This window comes from Methanoculleus sp. (assembly GCF_035363275.1).
In the GTDB taxonomy this organism is placed as follows: Archaea; Halobacteriota; Methanomicrobia; order Methanomicrobiales; family Methanoculleaceae; genus Methanoculleus.
In genome coordinates, this window is record NZ_DAOSET010000013.1 from 1 (window position 1) to 17,821 (window position 17,821).

17 protein-coding genes and 1 tRNA gene are annotated in these 17,821 nt (G+C 64.9%); 15 read left to right on the forward strand and 3 right to left on the reverse strand.

All coding sequences use genetic code 11. The annotated features are described in order from the left end of the window. Nucleotides 1–271: 271 nt before the first annotated feature. Both PLN84_RS04020 and PLN84_RS04025 read left to right on the forward strand, forming a co-directional pair. A complete protein-coding gene (locus PLN84_RS04020) occupies nt 272–3,406 on the forward strand; it encodes a DEAD/DEAH box helicase (RefSeq protein WP_292382677.1) in 3,135 nt (1,044 codons plus the stop codon). Nucleotides 3,407–3,443: 37 nt separating this feature from the next. Next, on the forward strand, nt 3,444–4,322 hold the full coding sequence (locus tag PLN84_RS04025) for an alpha/beta fold hydrolase (RefSeq protein ID WP_292382675.1): 879 nt from the start codon (nt 3,444–3,446) through the stop codon (nt 4,320–4,322). On the opposite strand, the gene PLN84_RS04030 is transcribed toward PLN84_RS04025, so the two are convergent. Beyond that, nucleotides 4,276–4,782 (reverse strand): hypothetical protein, encoded by a 507-nt coding sequence (locus tag PLN84_RS04030; RefSeq protein ID WP_292559801.1) that lies wholly within the window; start codon nt 4,780–4,782, stop codon nt 4,276–4,278. The genes PLN84_RS04025 and PLN84_RS04030 overlap by 47 nt on opposite strands. A gap of 350 nt (nt 4,783–5,132) precedes the next feature. On the opposite strand from PLN84_RS04030, the gene PLN84_RS04035 reads away from it, so the two are divergent. The 9 genes from PLN84_RS04035 to cysE all read left to right on the forward strand — a co-directional run bounded on the left by PLN84_RS04035 (nt 5,133) and on the right by cysE (nt 13,150). Continuing rightward, nucleotides 5,133–5,204: transfer RNA gene (locus tag PLN84_RS04035), tRNA-Cys, on the forward strand. Between the two features lie 12 nt (nt 5,205–5,216). After that, a complete protein-coding gene (pscS, locus tag PLN84_RS04040; protein WP_348531925.1) occupies nt 5,217–6,590 on the forward strand; it encodes an O-phospho-L-seryl-tRNA:Cys-tRNA synthase in 1,374 nt (457 codons plus the stop codon). After that, nucleotides 6,587–7,882 (forward strand): O-acetylhomoserine aminocarboxypropyltransferase/cysteine synthase family protein, encoded by a 1,296-nt coding sequence (locus PLN84_RS04045; protein WP_348531926.1) that lies wholly within the window; start codon nt 6,587–6,589, stop codon nt 7,880–7,882. The genes pscS and PLN84_RS04045 overlap by 4 nt, the downstream gene beginning before the upstream one ends. Before the next feature lies 1 nt (nt 7,883). After that, nucleotides 7,884–9,353 carry a homoserine O-acetyltransferase gene (locus PLN84_RS04050; protein ID WP_348531927.1) on the forward strand — a complete coding sequence of 490 codons (1,470 nt, stop codon included), beginning with the start codon at nt 7,884–7,886 and terminating at the stop codon, nt 9,351–9,353. Next, nucleotides 9,350–9,832: a DUF1890 domain-containing protein gene (locus PLN84_RS04055; protein WP_292558733.1), complete on the forward strand. Its 483-nt coding sequence runs from the start codon at nt 9,350–9,352 to the stop codon at nt 9,830–9,832. The genes PLN84_RS04050 and PLN84_RS04055 overlap by 4 nt, the downstream gene beginning before the upstream one ends. Further along, nucleotides 9,811–10,098 (forward strand): DUF1894 domain-containing protein, encoded by a 288-nt coding sequence (locus tag PLN84_RS04060; protein ID WP_292382666.1) that lies wholly within the window; start codon nt 9,811–9,813, stop codon nt 10,096–10,098. The genes PLN84_RS04055 and PLN84_RS04060 overlap by 22 nt, the downstream gene beginning before the upstream one ends. Further along, entirely contained in the window at nt 10,095–11,231 is a 1,137-nt protein-coding gene (thiI, locus tag PLN84_RS04065; RefSeq protein ID WP_292382664.1) for a tRNA uracil 4-sulfurtransferase ThiI, read from the forward strand. Before PLN84_RS04060 ends, thiI begins: the two co-directional genes overlap by 4 nt. Before the next feature lie 18 nt (nt 11,232–11,249). Then, nucleotides 11,250–12,179, forward strand: coding sequence for a cysteine synthase A (gene cysK, locus PLN84_RS04070; protein ID WP_292382663.1), 930 nt, complete (start codon nt 11,250–11,252; stop codon nt 12,177–12,179). 17 nt (nt 12,180–12,196) lie between these two features. Beyond that, a complete protein-coding gene (gene cysE, locus PLN84_RS04075) occupies nt 12,197–13,150 on the forward strand; it encodes a serine O-acetyltransferase (RefSeq protein ID WP_292382661.1) in 954 nt (317 codons plus the stop codon). An 8-nt stretch (nt 13,151–13,158) separates the two neighbouring features. On the opposite strand, the gene nadA is transcribed toward cysE, so the two are convergent. Next, entirely contained in the window at nt 13,159–14,109 is a 951-nt protein-coding gene (gene nadA / locus PLN84_RS04080) for a quinolinate synthase NadA (protein ID WP_348531930.1), read from the reverse strand. Nucleotides 14,110–14,201: 92 nt separating this feature from the next. On the opposite strand from nadA, the gene PLN84_RS04085 reads away from it, so the two are divergent. Further along, nucleotides 14,202–14,549, forward strand: coding sequence for a hypothetical protein (locus PLN84_RS04085; protein WP_292382659.1), 348 nt, complete (start codon nt 14,202–14,204; stop codon nt 14,547–14,549). A gap of 34 nt (nt 14,550–14,583) precedes the next feature. Here PLN84_RS04085 and PLN84_RS04090 read toward each other — a convergent pair whose 3' ends face one another. Further along, a complete protein-coding gene (locus PLN84_RS04090) occupies nt 14,584–15,138 on the reverse strand; it encodes a metal-dependent transcriptional regulator (RefSeq protein ID WP_292382657.1) in 555 nt (184 codons plus the stop codon). Between the two features lie 182 nt (nt 15,139–15,320). Here PLN84_RS04090 and PLN84_RS04095 point away from each other — a divergent pair, with 182 nt between their 5' ends. Genes PLN84_RS04095 through feoB form a run of 3 tightly spaced genes read left to right on the forward strand, consistent with a single transcriptional unit; the run spans nt 15,321 to nt 17,820 of the window. Continuing rightward, nucleotides 15,321–15,593: a ferrous iron transport protein A gene (locus tag PLN84_RS04095; protein ID WP_292382655.1), complete on the forward strand. Its 273-nt coding sequence runs from the start codon at nt 15,321–15,323 to the stop codon at nt 15,591–15,593. Next, entirely contained in the window at nt 15,590–15,826 is a 237-nt protein-coding gene (locus tag PLN84_RS04100) for a FeoA family protein (RefSeq protein ID WP_292382653.1), read from the forward strand. Before PLN84_RS04095 ends, PLN84_RS04100 begins: the two co-directional genes overlap by 4 nt. After that, nucleotides 15,823–17,820, forward strand: coding sequence for a ferrous iron transport protein B (gene feoB, locus PLN84_RS04105; protein ID WP_292382651.1), 1,998 nt, complete (start codon nt 15,823–15,825; stop codon nt 17,818–17,820). The genes PLN84_RS04100 and feoB overlap by 4 nt, the downstream gene beginning before the upstream one ends. Nucleotide 17,821: the final 1 nt, after the last annotated feature.

The following is a 17,821-nucleotide window of genomic DNA, read 5'->3' on the forward strand; positions in this document are numbered from 1 at the left end:
TGACCGCGAGACTGATCGACGAGGAGAAGGGATTTACACGCGATGAGGTCTCGGTGCAGGTCTTCATCCCCACGGGAGAGACAAAATGGGTCAGCCTCACACTGGACGGGGACGTCGGCAGGACGTACCGGCACAGTGTTGAGGTGCGGTAACCGGCGGGGTTCTTCCTGAACCGGACCCGGTAGGAGGGTGCCCGGACCCCCCATCACCCTGCCGCGATGAGGTTGGAGCATATCAGAGTCATTTTTAATCCCTCTCCCAAATGGGAAGTATGGAACTGCTTCCGGGGATCTACGAACAGGTCATCAGCCAATATCTCGCATCAAAACTCTCCGGCCCCGAAAGGGAAGGGAGGGTTCTTAAAGATCCCCTCGCACGCTTCGACCCCCAGAACGTCCTCGCACGACACATCGCAAAGATTCTCAGGGGTGCTCTTCTCTCCGCCGATGAACGGCATCTCCCGCTGGCGGAGCAGGTCCGGATCTGCAACCGCCTCATCGGTCACCTGGCCGCGGAACTGCACGATGAGACGCTTGAACGGTGTGCGATCACGCCCGACGCGGAGATCCTGCTCGCCCTTGCGGAACGCAACCCCTCAGCGCTCAACATCATTGCACCCGCGCGGCCAGAGACCTCCATCGCGCAGAGCAGCCTCTTTACCGGGTCTCCGAAAGAGCCCGGTCTCGTGAATGAGATGAGAAAGGAGATCCAGTCCGCTGACCGCATCGACCTTCTTGTCTCGTTCATCAAATGGAGCGGGATCCGGCTGATTCTCGATGATTTGAAAGAGTTTGTCCGGCATGGCGGTTGTCTCCGGGTGATCACGACCTCCTATACCGGGGCGACTGATATCAAGGCGGTCGAGGTTCTCGCGGCCCTCCCGAATACGACCGTCAGGATATCCTATGATACCGAGAGGACCCGGCTCCACGCGAAGACCTACACCTTCCACAGAAACAACGGGTTCTCCACCTCCTATATCGGGTCGTCAAACCTCTCGAGCCCTGCGATGACGAGCGGCCTTGAGTGGAACATCAAGATCACCGAGCAGGACTCATACGATATCATCAGGAAGATTGAGGAGACGTTTGAGACCTACTGGAACGACCCGGAGTTCGTCGCATACACCCCGGAGAGCCGGGAACAATTGCGGCATGCCCTCTCCAGGGAGAAGCGGGGTGAGTTCGATCTCCGCCCGGTCTTTGACATCCAGCCCTATTACTACCAGAAAGAGATCCTCGAACGCCTGAAGGTCGAGCGGGAGGTGCGCAAGAACTACAGGAACCTCATCGTCGCCGCCACAGGGACGGGAAAGACCGTTGTATCCGCGTTCGACTACAAAAGTCTCATCCGGAGGCCGGGAGAGTACCCGAGATTGCTCTTCGTCGCCCACCGTGAAGAGATCCTCAAACAGAGCCTCCAGGTCTTCCGGGGAGTTCTAAATGACCAGAACTTCGGAGATCTCCTGGTCGGCGGGAACGAACCTGCGCAGTTCGATCATCTCTTCACCTCGATCCAGAGTCTCAACAGCAGGAACCTTTCGGACCTCACTCCCCCGGACTACTACGATATGATCGTTGTCGACGAGTTCCACCATGCCGCTGCCCCTTCATACCAGAAACTGCTCACCCACTACACCCCGAAGGTCCTCCTCGGCCTCACCGCAACGCCGGAGAGGATGGACAACCTTGACATTCTTGGGTACTTCAACGGCAGGGTCTCCGCCGAGATCCGACTCCCTGAAGCGATCAACCGGAAACTCCTCGCCCCGTTCCACTACTTCGGCGTCACCGATGTCGTTGACCTCGATGGTGTGCCGTGGAGGCGGGGCGGCTACGATCCCGCCGAGCTCTCCAGGCTCTACACCGGGAACCGGGAGCGTGCGGACCTGATCTCCAGGGCCGTGCGGGACTACACGACCGACCTTGCCGAAGTCATCGGGCTCGGGTTCTGTGCCTCCGTGGAACACGCTGAATATATGGCTGCATCGTTCCGGGAGGCAGGCATCCCGGCGGCCTGCCTCCACGCCGGGAGCCCGCGGGAACTTCGTTCCTCCATCCAGAAAGACCTCGTCGCCCGGAAGATCCACTTCATCTTCGTTGTCGACCTCTACAACGAGGGTGTCGATATCCCCGAAGTGAACACCATCCTCTTCCTGCGCCCCACCGAGAGTCTCACGGTCTTTGTCCAGCAACTCGGTCGGGGCCTCCGCCTCTCGGACGGGAAGGAATGCCTCACGGTCCTCGACTTCGTCGGGAACCACAACAGAAACTTCCGGTTCGGGGAGAGGATTGCGGCGCTCCTCTCGTCGGGCGGAAGGACCCTGGTGGACCAGATCGCTCAGGACGCATACTCGCTGCCCAGGGGCTGTCACATCCATCTGGAGAAAGTGGCCCGGGATAAGGTTCTTGCAAACATCAAGGCAAACAGAACGGATAAGACAACGCTTATCCGGAGTATTCGCTCATTTGAGGCGGACATCGGCGAGCCTATCAGTTTCCGGAAATTCCTCCAGCGCTACAGCCTCGAGCCTCTCGACGTCTACCGGAAGGGTACCTTCTGTTCACTGGTTGCAGAGGCAGGCATATACCCTGAGGTCTACGCTGATGAGCGCCTCTTCCCGAAAGCTGCCGGGATCCGGCTGACGACCCTGAACTCGCCGGAAGCGCTCCGCCTCATCAGGGCGGTGCTGTCCGGTCCCTCTCATTACTCGCCGGCAGTCCTATCGGACCGCGAAAAGGGCGTGCTTGCGCTCTTCTACTACTCGCTCAACGATCAACCCCAACGTGGCGAGAGTGCGGACATCAGGGATATCTTCCCGGAGATCTTCGGGCATGATGAAATCCGGCATGAGGTCTGTGATCTCCTGGAGTATAACGAGGCACACCTCGAGTTTCTTCCAGGACCTCTCGACCTCGGTTTCGAGAATGCTCTCGAACTCCACGCCATCTACACCCGGGCCCAGGCTTTTGCAGCGCTTGGCCACTACACCCTGACCCGGAAGCCGGCAGAGGGCGGCCGGGAGGGTGTTGTATACTTGAAGGATAAGAAGGCTGACGTGTTCTTTGTCACCCTGAACAAGACCGAGGAGCACTACTCACCCACAACCATGTACCGGGATTATGCGATCAGCGAGACCCTCTTCCACTGGCAGTCCCAGAGCACCACATCCGCGTCGTCACCGACGGGCCGGCGCTACATCGAGCACGAACAGCAGGGGAGCCGGATCCTCCTCTTCGTCCGCGAATACAACAACGTCGACGGCATCACGCAACCGTATCTCTTCCTCGGAACCGCCCGCTACGTCTCCCACGAGGGGAGCCGGCCCATGAGCATCACCTGGGAACTCGACCACCCGATGCCCGCGGGGTTCTTCCTGAAGGCGAACAAGATGGTGGTCGGCTAGCCCCCGCCGAAACCTACATCGTGATGAGCGCCCGATTATGGGTTATGATCTGCTGCCGGCAGAGGGGGGGCGTGCTGCCATTCTGACGAACGAGAGATGTCCTGCCGTTCTGGTCCACGGGTGGCGGAGCCATCCCGGGATCTGGAACCGCCTCGCCCCCGTGCTCACCGATGCCGCGGTGCCCTTCTGGAGGTTCGACCACACCACGATGCAGGATGACGGGACAGAACCGATCGCCCTCGCTCTCCAGGACTTCATCCACGCACAGCGGAAGGGGACCGGTTACGTTGGCCCGGTCGACATCGTCTGCCACTCGATGGGGACCTGCATCGCCCGCTACCTCCTCGAGGTCCTCGACGGCGGCGCACGGGAAGAAGAGGTCCGGATGCTCGTCGGGATCGGCCCGCCGAACAACGGCTCGGCCATGGCCGAGCTCTTCAACGACCCCGACCGGGGCCCGGAGGTGATCCGGCGCCTTGCCGGGGTCTTCGTGCCGGAGGGTTACGACCCCGCCGACGACACCATCGTCCAGGAGTTCCGGCCGGGGAGCAGGACCGTCGCGGCGCTCCGGGCCGCCGGGACCCGCGACGACATCGACTACCGGATCCTCCTCGGCGCGAACCTCACCGCGACCCCGGCCTTCTTCCCGGCCTTCGGCGGCCGGACCTGGGAGATCGCTCCCGACGGGAAATGGCGGGCGACCTATGCCGGCGACGGGATCGTCCCCCACATCGACTCATACCTCCCCGGGGCCCGGATGGATGTGCTTCCGGCAGACCCCACGTTCCTCGCCCGGGACCCGGAGCATTACTGCCACACCCGGCTGCCGAGGAACCCCGAGGTCGTCGCCCGCGTCAGGGATTACCTCCTCACCGCCTCTGCAGGGCCCGCCGCGCAGACTCCGCCCAGGCGTTGATCGCTCGCTCCAGGTCCTCCCCGGCCTTCCGTGCCGCCTGCTCGATCTGCTCGTGCCCTTCAGGCGTCCCGAGCAGGCGGTGCCCCGCGTTCATCACGTCGTTGACTGCCTTGCGGACCGACCGCGATGCCTCGTGCATATGCTCCTCGATGGTGGGTGCCTCCGGCCCTGATGTTGCCCCGGGTTCGGGTTTCACCTCCGGTTCGGGTTTTACCGCCGGCCCTGATTTCACTTCGGGTTCCTGTATTGCCGCCGGCTCCGGTTTTGCCTCCGGTGCCGGTACGGAACCCTGGACCCAGCGCCCGCGTTCATAGCGACCGTTCATCTCGTTCGTAAGCGTGGGTGGATGGCTACCCTGGATAGAATCTGTTTTTACATCGGGCTCCTGTTTTGCCTCCGGTATGGGGGCGGGATCCTGGACCCAGCGCCCACGTTCATAGCGACCGTTCATCTCGCTCATAAGCGTGGTGTATGTCTACACTGGATAAAAACCTGGCTCTTTTACACCAACGGTTTCGTGACTCGACTTCTTCCGGGAATTTACCTACATCCCTCCGGGGGCGAGGAAATTACGGCTCATTTCGTCCCTGGTCCGGCGGTCAACCCCGGATGGTGTCGGCGTACCCGGACCTGCCGCGGACCCGCTGCCGTTCTTGCCGCAGAGCCCGCTGGCCAGGTGGGAACCACCTGCTGTTCTTGCGGCGTTCCTTCTCCCCGAAGGGGGTCGGTGGCGGGCACGATCCGAAGGTATAAATATTCACAATTGTTATTTACTGTAGGTCCGATTAACAATTGTTAACTTCGAATCCTGCCGAGGTGGCGGAACGGCTACGCGGTTGACTGCAGATCAACTCCATCCCGGTTCGACTCCGGGCCTCGGCTTGAGGTATCCCCATGAAAGAACAGGTTCAGAAGACGTTCGAAGCGCTCTTTGCGCTCGAGGATATCCGCGAGGTGCTCCGGGAGGCACTCCCGACCGGCCCGGACTCCGGCGAAGAGCAGGCGCTCCGCGAGGGTGTCGCCCGGGTCCGTGCCATCCTCGACGACCTGGAGGCGGGGACCGGGGCCCCTGCGGTCACGAAGATCGCGGGCACCCTCGATATCCGGAACCGGGAAGAGGCGTATATCAACATCCAGCCGATCCAGGCCGCCGGCCGCCTGACCCTCGAGGGCCGGAAGGCGCTCATCGCCTACGGTGACGGCTACTCCACCTGCGACGCCTGCCGGAAACCCTTCCGCCTCGACAAGATCACGAAGCCCCCCATCGCGGCGTTCCACGAGGACCTGGCCCGATTCCTGAACATGGATGTGGTCCGCGTCGTCCCCGGCGCCCGCCGGGGGTTCCAGGCGGTCGCCTCCACCCTCGTCGAGAAGGGCGACCCGGTCATCGTCTCGGCTCTCGCCCACTACACGGAGTTTCTTGCCGTCGAAGGGGCGGGAGGCGTGGTGAAGGAGGTCCCGGTCTCGAAGGAGAACCTCGTCACCCCCGACGCCGTCGCCGCAAAGATCGAGGACGTCCGGCGCGAGACCGGGAAAAACCCGGCGCTCGCCATGATCGACCACGTCGACTACCAGTTCGGGAACCTCCACGACGTCGCCGGCATCGCGAAGGTCGCTCACCAGTACGACGTCCCGTTCCTCCTCAACGGGGCCTACACGGTCGGGACCATGCCCGTCGACGGTAAAGCGATCGGGGCCGACTTCGTCGTCGGCTCCGGGCACAAGAGCATGGCCTCCCCCGCTCCGTCCGGGGTCCTTGCCGCCACCGCCGAGTGGGCGCCGCGGGTCTTCAGGACCACGGCGATGACCGGCGATCTCACCCACCGGAAGTTCGGGGTCAAGGAGGTGGAGATGCTCGGCTGCACCCTGATGGGGGCGAACCTCATCGCCATGATCGCCTCGTTCCCTGCCGTCCGGGAGCGGACCCTCCACTGGGACGAAGAGGTGAAGAAGTCCAACCACTTCATCGACGGCCTCCTCGCCATCGAGGGGACGAAGGTCCTCTCCGAGTACCCGCGGAGGCACACCCTCACGAAAGTGGACACCACCGGGAGTTTCGACACGGTCGCCGCGACCCACAAGCGGCGGGGATTCTTCCTCTCCGACGAACTCTCAGGGCGCGGGATCGCCGGGGAGTTCGCCGGCGCCACCCGGACCTGGAAACTGAACACCTTCGGCCTCTCCTGGAAGAAGATCCGCTACCTGACGGAGGCTTTCCAGGATATCGCCGCAAAATACGATCTGAACGTCAGGAAAGAATCAACATGAGCACGCACAATTACCGGCCGGGCACGCTCGCCCTCCACGCCGGGCAGTCGCCCGATCCGGCGACGGGAGCCCGGGCCGTACCGATCTACCAGACGACCTCCTACGTCTTCCGCGACACGGAACACGCGGCGAACCTCTTTGCTCTCAAAGAGCCCGGGAACATCTACACCCGGCTGATGAACCCCACCACCGACGTCTTCGAGCAGAGGATGGCCGCGATCGAGGGAGGAACCGCGGCGGTGGGGGTCGCGTCGGGGATGGCGGCGATCTCGAGCGCCCTCCTTGCGGTCACGCGGCCGGGCGACGAGATCGTCGCCGCCGACAACCTCTACGGCGGCACCTACGAGCTCTTCAACTACACGTTCCCGAAACTGGGACGGCAGGTCATCTTCGTCGACTCGACCGACCCGGAGGCGTTTTCGGCGGCGGTGACGGAGAAGACCCGGGCGGTCTACGCCGAGTCGATCGGGAACCCGAAACTTGACGTCCCCGACTTTGAGGGCGTCGCGGCGATCGCCCACGACGCCGAGGTGCCGTTCGTCGTCGACAACACCGCGGCGGTCGGTCTCGTCCGCCCCATCGACCACGGCGCCGACATCGTCGTCCTCTCGGCCACCAAGTTCGTCGGGGGCCACGGCACCTCGATCGGCGGGGTGATCGTCGACTCCGGCAACTTCGCCTGGGACAACGGAAAGTTCCCCGGCTTCACCGAGCCCGACCCCTCCTACCACGGGCTCCGGTACTGGGAGACGTTTTGCGACTACCCGGGCATCGGGAACGTCGCCCTCGCCTATAAGGTCCGGCTAGAGGTCCTCCGGGACATGGGCGCGTGCCTCTCGCCGATGAACGCCTTCCTCCTCCTGCTGGGGCTCGAGACCCTCCACCTCCGGATGGAGCGGCACTCGGAGAACGCCCTGGCGGTCGCCCGGTTCCTCCGGGACCACCCGAAGGTCGCCTGGGTGAACTACCCCGGCCTCCCCGATCACCCGGCCCACGCCCTCGCGCGGAACTACCTTTCCGGCGGGTTCGGCGCCCTGGTCGGGTTCGGGGTGAAAGGGGGGTGCGATGCGAGCAAGAAGGTGATCGAGCGGCTCCGGCTCTTCTCGCACCTGGCAAACATCGGCGACGCAAAGAGCCTCGTCATCCACCCGGCGAGCACCACCCACCAGCAGCTGACGCCCGCGGAGCAGGCGACCTGCGGGGTCACTCCTGACTTCATACGCCTCTCCGTCGGGATAGAGGACGTCAGAGATATCATCGAAGACCTCGATCAGGCCCTTCAGGATGCGTAACATGCCCGGATCGGTCGGTACCGTCAGGACGAGGTACGTCACCTTCCCCGAACCCCTCACCCTCGAGAGCGGTGCGGTTCTTGCGCCGGTGACGATCGCCTACGAGACCTACGGCCGGCTGAACCGGGAGAAGAGCAACGCGATCCTGATCTGCCACGCCCTCTCCGGCGACGCCCACGCGGCAGGCTACCACGACGGCGAGACCCGGCCGGGATGGTGGGACGGCGTCGTCGGGCCCGGCAAAGCCTTCGACACCGACCGCTACTTCATCGTCTGCTCAAACGTCATCGGCGGCTGCAAGGGTTCGACCGGGCCCGCCTCCGTCAGCCCCGCGACCGGCCGGCCCTACGCCCTCACCTTCCCGGTGATCACCGTGCAGGACATGGTCCGGGCGCAGAAACGGCTGATCGAGCACCTCGGGATCGAATGCCTCGCCGCGGTGGCGGGCGGTTCGATGGGGGGCATGCAGGCGCTCCAGTGGGCGGTCGCCTACCCGGAGGCGGTCCGGAAGGTGATCGCCATCGCCACGACCGCACGCTCGACCGCCCAGCAGATCGCCTTCAACGAGGTCGGGCGGCAGGCGATCATGGCCGATCCCGCGTGGGCGGGCGGGGCCTACCCGGCGGATCGCCCGCCGGTGCAGGGCCTGCGGCTCGCCCGGATGATCGGGCACATCACCTACCTCTCCGACGGGGCGATGCGCGAGAAGTTCGGGCGGAACCTGCAGGGCCGCAGCAGCGTCGGCTACGGCTTTTCCACCGAGTTCCAGGTCGAGAGTTACCTCCACCACCAGGGCGAGACCTTCACCCGGCGGTTCGACGCCAACTCCTACCTCTACATCACCCGGGCGCTCGACTACTTCGACCTCGCCGTGGACGACTCGCTTGCCGCCGGGTTTGCCGGGGTGAAGGCCTCGTTCCTGATCGTCTCGGTCTCCTCGGACTGGCTCTATCCGCCTTATCAATCCGAGGAGATCGCGAACGCCCTGGCTGCAAACGGTATCAACGTCCAGTACTGTGAGATCCGGTCGAATTACGGCCACGATGGGTTCCTGGTCGAGGACGGGCAGATGAACTACCTCATCGGCACGTTCCTCGATCACCTCCTCGTCCGGGACGTCATGGAGACGGGCATTCCGACCATCGTAGAACGGGCGTCCATCCACGACGCCGCCCGGGTCATGATCGAGAACGCCGTCAACCACCTCCCCGTCCTCGCCGGGAAGGGCGATCTCGCCGGGATCGTCACCTCCTGGGACATCGCGAAAGCGGTCGCCTGCGGTTACGGGAGCCTCGACGAGATCATGTCCTGCTCGGTCGTCACCGCCGCCCCGGACGAACCGGTCACGGAGGCCGCCCGGAGGATGGAGGAGCGATCGATCTCCGCCCTTCCCGTCGTCGACGCGGACCGGCGGGTGATCGGGCTCATCTCAAGCGACGCGATCAGCACACTGATAGGACGATGCGCATGACAACTCAGGCACATAAAGATGAACCAGCCCTCCTGATCTTCGGGTGCCCGGAGGTCCCGGTGCAGGCGGCGATCGGCCTCTACCTCGCAGGCCGGCTCGCCGAAGACAGCTACGACGTGCTCAGTGCCGGGAACCCCTCGGTTCTTGCCCTCCTCCGCGTCTCCGACTGGAGGCGGCACTATATCGGAAGGACCATCGATCTCGACCGCTGCATCGGGGAGGTCTCGGAGAAGAAGCGGGACGCCGCTCTCTGTGTGGTCTTTGCCCATAACGATGCCGGCATATCGTACGCCGCCACGATGCGCTACCTCCTTCCGGAAGCCCGCCTCGTGGTCATCGTCTTCGGCCGGAACGCCGAAGAACTCGCAGCAGGGGTCGAGTTCCCCTGCGAGAAGGTCATGGAGAAGGCGGTCCACAACCCGGGGAAACTAAAGAAAGGGATCGATGAGGTCTTCGGATGGCGTGCATCGACGAGCTGAACCCTGAGGTTCTCCTCCGGGGAGCCTCGTTCGCGGAATGCCGCGCCCTGGTGGAGAAACGCTGCCGCGAGGTCTACTACGTCGATCCGGGGTATGCGATCTTTGATACGCACCTCATCGGGGTCCCGCCGATCGCCGTCGGGGTGGAGGAGGATACCTTCATCATCCTCCCCTACACCAAGCCCTGCTACGGGACGTTCCTGATCCGGGTGCCGGGGGGCGAGGAGGTCGAACGGCTCAGGCGGAAGGGGAGACGGAGACCGTGACCGAACCGGACCGCGTCTGGCTGGTGCGTTACTCCGAGGTCTTCCTCAAATCGGAGCCCGTCCGCCGGGAGTGGGAGAGGGCCCTCGTCCGCGGGATCGAACGGGCGCTCCCGGGTGTAAAAGCCCGGCGGGAGCGCGGGAGGATCTGGCTTGCCGGGGACGTCGACCCGGAGGTGCTCCGGAAGATCTTCGGAATCGTCTCGTTCTCGCTCTGCGACGTCGTGCCGCTCGACGATCTGCCGGCGGGCCTCCTCACGTTCTGTGAAGGCCACGGCATCGGGGATGCCGCGACCTTCGCCCTCCGGATCCGGCGCATCGGGAAGCACCCCTTCACCTCCCGGGATCTTGCCGAACGGCTCGGGGACCTGATCCGGTCAGAGTACCCGCACATCCGCGTGGATCTCGATCATCCCGAACGGGAGATCTTCATCGAGGTCCGGGACGGGACCTGCTACCTCTTCGACCGGAAGATCCCTGCCGCCGGCGGCATCCCCCCCGGCGTCGAGGGAACGCTCGTCGCGCTCGTCTCCGGCGGGATCGACTCCCCGGTCGCGGCCTACCTGATGATGAAGCGTGGGTGCCGGATCGTCCCGCTCTATGTCGGGCTCGAGGGCTACCTCAACGAGACGAACTTTGCCCGGGCGAAGGCCACGGTCGAGGCTCTCCGCCGATATCAGCCGGATATCGAACTTCTGGTCGTCCGTGACGGGTACCTCGCCCGGGCGCGGCGGATGCTTGAAGAGCGGGGCGAGGAGCGCTACACCTGCCTCCTCTGCAAGCGGCGTATGTACCGGATCGCCGCCGAAGTCGCCCGGCAGGTAGGGGCGAAGGGGTTCGTCACCGGCGAGTCGATGGGCCAGGTCGCGTCACAGACCCTGGATAACCTGGCGGTGCTCACCGATGCGGCGGCGATCCCGGTCTATCGGCCGCTGATCGCGTTCGACAAGGAAGACGTCGTCCGGCTCGCCCGCGATATCGGGACGTTCGACGCCTCGATCGCCCCCGCCGGCGGGTGCGGAGCGGTCCCGGCACGCCCCTCCACCGCCGCTGCGGTCGAGACGGTCCGTGCGCTCGAAGAGGCGGTAAGGGATGCCGGAGATGTGGGAATGCTGCCAATTCAAGTATGTGAATGACCGAAGGAGGCTGATACCATGGGACGAATATATCGTGATATCACCTGGACGATCGGAAACACTCCGCTCGTCCGGCTGAACCGCGTGACGGAAGGCTCCCGGGCGACGGTCCTCGCCAAGGTGGAGTCGTTCAACCCGATGGGGAGCGTGAAAGACCGGATCGGGGTTGCGATGATCGACGAGGCCGAGCGGGCCGGCAAGATCCGGGAAGGGACGACAATCGTCGAGGCGACGAGCGGCAACACCGGGATCGCGCTCGCGCTCGTCTGCGCCGCCCGCGGCTGCCGGCTCGTGCTGACGATGCCCGAGACGATGAGCATGGAGCGGCGCAAACTCCTCGCGGCGCTGGGCGCCGAGGTGGTCCTCACGCCCGGGGCCGAAGGGATGAAGGGAGCAGTCGACCGTGCAGCCGCGATAGCTGCCGAGAACCCGAACGTCTATTTCATTCCCCAGCAGTTCGAGAACCCGGAGAACCCCGCCGTCCACCGCCGAACAACCGCTGAAGAGATCTGGCGGGACACCGACGGGACCGTGGATGCTGTCGTTGCCGGCGTCGGGACGGGCGGGACGATCACCGGGGTTGCCGAGGCCATCAAGGCACGGAGGCCCTCCTTCCGTGCAATCGCCGTCGAGCCTGCCGAATCTCCGGTCATCTCCGGCGGAACGGCCGGCCCGCACCGGATCCAGGGGATCGGGGCCGGGTTCGTGCCACGAGTCCTGCGGACCGATCTCGTCGACGAGGTCATCCGGGTCACCTCCGCGGACGCATTTGCGATGGCACGCCTGCTCGCCGCAGAAGAAGGGATCCTCGCCGGCATCTCGTCGGGTGCGGCGGTCCACGCGGCCCGCGAGGTCGCCCGCCGGCCGGAGTTCGAGGGAAAGGTGATCGTCGTCATCCTCCCGGACACCGGCGAGCGATACCTCTCGACGGACCTCTTTGAAGCCTGAAACGGGGGCGGGACGCGGTGAGCATCAGAGAGGACATCCAGACAGTCTTTGACAAAGACCCGGCGGCCCGGTCGACGCTCGAGGTGATCTGCTGCTACCCGGGCCTCCACGCGCTCTGGGCGCACCGGATAGCGCATGCCTTCTACCGCCGCCGGCTCTACTTCCCGGCCCGCCTGGTCTCTCATATCTCGCGGGCGCTGACCGGGATCGAGATCCATCCCGGTGCGAAGATCGGGCGCCGGGTCTTCATCGACCACGGGTCGGGCGTCGTCATCGGGGAGACGGCGGAGGTCGGCGACGACGTCCTGATCTACATGGGCGTGGTGCTCGGCGGCACGGCGCTTGAACAGACAAAACGGCACCCGACGATCGAGGACGGCGTCATCATCGGATCGGGGGCGAGCGTTCTCGGCCCCATCACCGTCGGCCGCGGGGCAAAGGTCGGTGCGGGGTCGGTCGTCGTCCACCCCGTCCCTCCCGGTGCGACGGTCGTCGGGGTCCCGGGCAGGCTCGCCGGCCCGAAGTGCCGGAAGGGCCAGGAGCGGCTCGACCGCGGCGACCTCCCCGACCCGATGCTCCGGGTGGTCAGCCGCATGCTTGACCGGCAGAACCGGATCGAGGAGCGGCTCCGGGCGGTGGAGCGGTCGGGGTTTGTTGCCGGGAAGCGGCAAGAGGAGATCGTGCTCGAGGAGAGTATTCGGGCGGCGCTAAAAGAGGTGATCGACCCGGAGGTCGGGATCGATGTCGTCGACCTCGGCCTGATCAAGGGGATCACCGTCCAGGACTCCTCGGTGCTCGTGGAGATGGTCCTGACCACTGCCACCTGCCCGCTCGTCGACTACCTTACCGACCGGGTCAGGCAGCGGGTGCTCGGCGTGAGCGGCGTCCGGGACGTCGAGATCCGGATCTTCGACGAGCCCTGGGACTGGGACCGGTTCTTCGGCCAGAGGGACGTTCTCAGGGAATTCTGAAGTCGGGTCTACCGGGGGAGGTCCAGCATCCGCTGGATCGCCGTCCGCGCCCGGGCGGCGGTATCCTCCGGAACCGTCACCCGTGGTTCGCACTGTTCGAGGGCCGCGAGCACCTTCGCGAGATCGGTCTTCTTCATGTTGACGCAGACTGCCCGGTTTGAGAGGGGGTAGAAGACCTTTTCCGGGCACTTCTTTTCGAGCTGGTGAAGGATCCCGACCTCGGTGCCGATGACGAATTCCCGGCCAGGGCTTGAGCAGGCGTGCCGCACCATCCCCGAGGTCGAGAAGACGTGATCGGCGAGGTCGATCACCTCGGGCCGGCACTCGGGGTGGACGAGCACCTCGGCGTTCGGGTGGGCGCGGCGGGCGACTGTCACCTCGTCGGCCGTCATCCGGTCGTGGACAATGCAGTAGCCCTCCCAGGGAAGGATCTCCTTCTTCGTGAACCGGGCGACGTAGCGGCCGAGGTTCCGGTCGGGGAGGAAGATAACCTGCTCCGCGTCCAGCGACTCGACGACGGCGACGGCGTTTGCGGAGGTGCAGCAGATATCGCTCTCCGCTTTGACCGCGGCTGAGGTGTTGACGTAGGCGACGACAGCGGCCTCCGGGAACCGCTCGCGGAGCACCCGGACCTCGCCGGCGGTGACCATCTCCGCCATCGGGCAGCAGGCATCGGCCGCGGGCAGGACGACCGTCTTCTCCGGCGAGAGTATCGCCGCCGTCTCGGCCATGAAGTCGACGCCGCAGAATACGATGACGTCGGCATCGATCGTCGCCGCCGCCCGTGCGAGTTCGAGCGAGTCCCCGACGAGGTCGGCGACCTCCTGCACCTCGGGGATCTGGTAGTTGTGGGCGAGAATGACGGCGCTCTTCTCCTCTTTCAGCTCGACTATCCGTTCGGCGAAGGTCTGATCGGGACTGGTGGACAGGATGGTATCACAACCTCTCTGGTCAACGATGTGAGCCTGATGAACAAGTGTTATCCCTTTGTACCCTTAACAATTGTGAAGTGTGGCACGGCCCCGCCCCGGGCTCCCACGGAGACGGTCTTATGGCGCGAACCCTATCTGAACGAGACGCGACAGTCCTGAAGAAGGCCGCTCCCGAATGCACGGAACTAATGTGTTCGGGTTCAGGAGGGCCGTACCGGTCCATCCTCCCACCGCTTGCGAACCATTACTCGACGGACGCCCGGGACTTCTTCGCCCGCCTGGAACGGCTCGACGATGACGACCTCCGCTACCTTGTGGGACTGATACTGGACGGGAGCGAGAGTCTCGGCTGCGTTCCTCCCGACTACATCGAGGTCTTCCTCACCTTCGTCGATAACCGGCTCGGCCGGGACGCCGCCCTCTCGATCCTGCAGCACTACGATAGCGCTGACGGATGCGCACCCTGACCGGCCGGGGGTGTGCTCCGGCACTGCTCCGGCCTCACTGGAGAGAACGGTCTCTCGCCGCCGGCCGGCCCGGAGGCGCCGCGGAGGGTCGTACTCCTTCAACCGCCCCCGCCTGATACCACAGGGTTTCCCGGCCACAATGCTCCCGGTGCGTCGGCTCCCGCTTTGACCTGCAAAACCCTTCAAACCGGCGCAGAAGATCCGCACTGCCCGGATCGGTGCCGATGAACTCGACAAAATGGCGGATCTGTTCGATCGTCTCCGGGGAAAGTTCGTGCTCCATGATACAGGCATCCCGTGAAGCAACCTCCTCCGGCACCCGGATGAGCGTGAGGAAGGCCCGGAGCGTCTCGTGCCGGTACTTGATGACCCCGGCAATGCTCCGGCCTTCGGACGTCAGGACCACCCCCTCGTACCGGCGGTGCGTGACCAGACCCATCGCATCGAGCTTCCTGACCATCTCGACGACCGTCGGGGGCCGGACCGAGAGCTCCGCGGCGATGTCTCTTGTCTTTGCGTAGCCTTTCTCGAGAGATACGTTGAGGATCGCTTCGAGGTAGTCTTCTGCCTTCCTGCTCAGGTTCCGCACAGTATCATGATTGTCTGATGCCGGGGCATATAATTGTTAGGGTGTCCTAACTCTGACAGGCCCCGCCGGCAGCGGCGATATTCGGTTTTTTCCAGGTTTTCCTAACATCTTTCGGGGAATTGTGCCGGCACCGAAACAATTTCGGCGCGAGATTATCCCGACCAAACAAGAGAGCAGGATCCATGGAACCATCGGATCAAAACGCCCCGCTACGTGGAGCGGTAACCACCCTCGATTGTATCGGCCCTGCCTGCCGGTGCCGCATCGTCGGCATCCGCGCTTCCGGGGCGCTCCGGAAACGGCTGCTCGCCATGGGCATGGTGCCCGGGGCGGATGTGGAGGCCGTCAGGGCCGCACCGCTCGGCGATCCCGTCGAGTACCGGGTGAAAGGATACGCCCTCTCGCTGCGGCGTGCCGAGGCGGGCCAGATCGAGGTCGTCCCGGAGGAGGAATGATGGGAGCCGTCTGCCCGCTCGCCCTCCTCGCTGCCGGGACCGAGGCGACGATCGCCGACGTCAGGGCCGGCAAGGGGATGCGGCTCCGCCTCGCCGGGCTGGGGCTCTGCCCCGACGCACGGGTGCGGGTGCAGTGCGCCGACCGGGGCTCGCTCATCGTCTCGGTCGGCGACGCCCGGTACGCCCTCTCGCGGGGGATAGCGATGAAGATCCTGGTGAAGGAGGCTGCATGACCGGAATCCGGGTTGCACTCGCCGGCAACCCCAACGTCGGCAAAACGACGCTTTTTAACGCGCTCACCGGGTCCCGCCAGCACGTCGGGAACTGGCCGGGCGTCACGGTCGAGAAGAAGACCGGCCGGATCAACCGGAGCGGCCATGCCATCGAGGTGATCGACCTCCCGGGAACCTACAGCCTGACCGCCTGCTCCGCGGACGAGGTCGTCGCGCGGGACTATATCCTCGAGGAGAGGCCGGACGTCGTCGTCCAGGTCGTGGACGCGACGAACCTCGAGCGGAACCTCTACCTGACGACCCAGATAGCCGAACTCGGGGTTCCGGTCGTCATCGCCCTGAACATGGCCGATGCGGCCGAGGCCGGGGGATGCGCCATCGACCGGGAGAGGCTCTCGGCCCTCCTTGCGATCCCCGTCGTGCGGACGGTCGGAATCCGGGGCGAGGGGCTCGACGACCTCCTCGACGCTGCAGTCCGGGAGGCGGAGACGCCGCCGCACCACGAGCACACCGTCGGGTACAGGAACGATGTGGAGGCGATGATCGCGTCACTGGTCGGCGTCCTCGAAGCCGATAAAGATCTTGCAGAACGGTATCCTCTCCGCTGGCTCGCGGCCAGGCTCCTCGAGGGGGACGAGAACGCCCTCGCTAAAGTCCGGGAGAGCCCTGTCTCTCCCCGGGTGCAGGCCCTCCTCTCTACAATCGACCCCGACGAGTGCGAGGCCGCGATGGCGGACAGGCGTTATGACGTGATCGCCGCCGTCCTGCCGCAGGTGCGCACCGCCGGTGCCCGGGGCATGAACGTCTCGGAGATGGTCGACCGTGTCGTCACGGACCGGTACCTCGGCATCCCGATCTTCCTCGCCCTGATGTGGGGGACGTTCGAGCTGACGTTTGCGGTCGCAGCGCCCTTTGTCGCCCTGATCGAGGCCGGGCTTGCCCGGCTTTCGGCGGCCGTGGCCGGATCGATCGGGCCCGCATGGCTTGCATCGCTCGTCGGCGACGGGATCATCGGCGGTGTCGGGTCCGTCCTCGTCTTCGTCCCGAACATCTTCATCCTCTTCCTGATCCTCTCGTTCCTCGAGGACACCGGCTACCTGGCGCGGGCCGCGTTCATCATGGACCGGCTCATGTACGCCATCGGGCTGCCGGGGAAGGCGTTCATCCCGATGCTGATCGGGTTCGGGTGCAACGTCCCCGGGATCATGGCGGCCCGGACGATCGAGGGCGAGAGAGACCGGTTGATCACGATCCTGGTAAACCCGTTCATATCCTGCAGTGCGAGGCTTCCGGTATACATCCTCTTTGCCGGCGCATTCTTCGGAGCGGCAGCGGGCGTCGTCGTCTTCCTCCTCTACGTCCTCGGCATCGCCGCCGCCATCGGGTCGGCAAAACTCTTCCGGCACACGATCCTGCCGGGAGAATCGTCCCCCTTCATCATGGAGATGCCGCCCTACCGGCTCCCGACAGCAGGGACGAGCCTGCTCCACACGTGGAGCAGAGGGGTGATGTATGTCCGCAAAGCTGGGACGATCATCCTTGCCGGGGCGCTCGTTCTCTGGTGCCTGGCATCGTTCCCGTTCGGCGTCGAGTACGGAAGCAGCGCGAGCCTTGCGGGCGCTCTCGGCCACCTGCTCGAGCCGCTCGTCGCGCCGCTCGGGTTTGACTGGAAGATCGCGGTCGCGCTGCTCTTCGGATTCGTGGCAAAAGAGGTCGTCGTCGGATCGCTCGGCGTGCTCTACGGGGCCGGGGAGGAGGGAGACGCCCTCTCGACGGCGTTCCTCGCCGACCCCGGCCTCTCGGCGGCGACAGCGCTCGCCCTGATGGTCTTCGTGCTGCTCTATACGCCGTGCCTCGCAACGATCGCGACCATCCGGAAAGAGACGGGATCGTGGAAATGGGCCGGCTTTTCGGTGGCGTACGGCCTCGTCCTCGCCTGGCTGCTGGCACTGATCGTCGGGCGGATCGCCCCGTCCTTCATTGGAGGTGCATAAC

Excerpts from the sequence above, each read along its gene's own strand:
- PLN84_RS04020 (WP_292382677.1), top strand. The coding sequence starts at position 272 with ATGGAACTGCTTCCGGGGATCTACGAACAGGTCATCAGCCAATATCTC.
- PLN84_RS04025 (WP_292382675.1), top strand. The coding sequence starts at position 3,444 with ATGGGTTATGATCTGCTGCCGGCAGAGGGGGGGCGTGCTGCCATTCTG.
- PLN84_RS04030 (WP_292559801.1), bottom strand. The coding sequence starts at position 4,782 with ATGAGCGAGATGAACGGTCGCTATGAACGTGGGCGCTGGGTCCAGGAT.
- pscS (WP_348531925.1), top strand. The coding sequence starts at position 5,217 with ATGAAAGAACAGGTTCAGAAGACGTTCGAAGCGCTCTTTGCGCTCGAG.
- PLN84_RS04045 (WP_348531926.1), top strand. The coding sequence starts at position 6,587 with ATGAGCACGCACAATTACCGGCCGGGCACGCTCGCCCTCCACGCCGGG.
- PLN84_RS04050 (WP_348531927.1), top strand. The coding sequence starts at position 7,884 with ATGCCCGGATCGGTCGGTACCGTCAGGACGAGGTACGTCACCTTCCCC.
- PLN84_RS04055 (WP_292558733.1), top strand. The coding sequence starts at position 9,350 with ATGACAACTCAGGCACATAAAGATGAACCAGCCCTCCTGATCTTCGGG.
- PLN84_RS04060 (WP_292382666.1), top strand. The coding sequence starts at position 9,811 with ATGGCGTGCATCGACGAGCTGAACCCTGAGGTTCTCCTCCGGGGAGCC.
- cysK (WP_292382663.1), top strand. The coding sequence starts at position 11,250 with ATGGGACGAATATATCGTGATATCACCTGGACGATCGGAAACACTCCG.
- PLN84_RS04085 (WP_292382659.1), top strand. The coding sequence starts at position 14,202 with ATGGCGCGAACCCTATCTGAACGAGACGCGACAGTCCTGAAGAAGGCC.
- PLN84_RS04095 (WP_292382655.1), top strand. The coding sequence starts at position 15,321 with ATGGAACCATCGGATCAAAACGCCCCGCTACGTGGAGCGGTAACCACC.
- PLN84_RS04100 (WP_292382653.1), top strand. The coding sequence starts at position 15,590 with ATGATGGGAGCCGTCTGCCCGCTCGCCCTCCTCGCTGCCGGGACCGAG.
- feoB (WP_292382651.1), top strand. The coding sequence starts at position 15,823 with ATGACCGGAATCCGGGTTGCACTCGCCGGCAACCCCAACGTCGGCAAA.